At 68.1% G+C, this 696-nt stretch carries 1 protein-coding gene; it reads left to right on the top strand.

Features of this window, described 5'->3' with window-relative positions:
• The coding region (locus U8L64_RS02230) for a VCBS domain-containing protein (protein WP_333393642.1) at nt 1-696 on the top strand (696 nt) is incomplete at both ends.

The following is a 696-nucleotide window of genomic DNA, read 5'->3' as shown; positions in this document are numbered from 1 at the left end:
GCCGTGGCCGACAGCGCCAGCGTGGGCGAGGACAGCGTCACCGCCATCACCGGCAACGTGCTGACCAACGACCTGCACGCCAACGACCAACCGGGTGCCGATACCCCGAACAGCTTCGTCAACTGGACCAGCACCACGGCGGCACACGGCACCTTCACCGACCTGGGCGCTGGCAACTACAGCTACCTGATCAACCCGAACGATGCCGCGGTGCAGGGCCTGGATGACGGTGAAACCCTCACCGAAACCTTCACCTACACCATGCAGGACGCCGACGGTGACCCGTCCAGCGCCACGCTGACCATCACCATCACCGGCAGCAACGACGGCCCGACCCTGAGCCTGGTGGCCACCGACAGCCTCGCCGAAGAAGCCGGGCTGAGCAGCGGCTCGGCCGCCGCTGGCGCTGGCGAGTTCGCCTCCGGCAGCTTCACCCTGGCCGACACCGATGGCCTGGACGACCTGCAGAGCGTGACCATCAACGGCAAGACCGTGGCGATTGGTGACCTGCAGGGCGAGACCTTCGCTGGCGACCACGGCACCCTGACGGTAACGGCCTACAACGCCGCCACCGGCGTGGCGAGCTACACCTACGAACTGACCGAAGCGACCACCGACGGCGCCGGCACCGAGACCGACACCTTCAGCCTGAGCGTGACCGACGGCACCGGCAGCTCGACCCCGGCCAGCCTGGTC

The sequence above is a fragment of the Pseudomonas sp. FIP_A4 genome (assembly GCF_036701605.1).
GTDB lineage: Bacteria > Pseudomonadota > Gammaproteobacteria > Pseudomonadales > Pseudomonadaceae > Stutzerimonas > Stutzerimonas phenolilytica.
The sequence above is the reverse complement of the archived record's forward strand: the minus strand, read 5'-3'. Positions and strand labels throughout refer to the sequence as shown.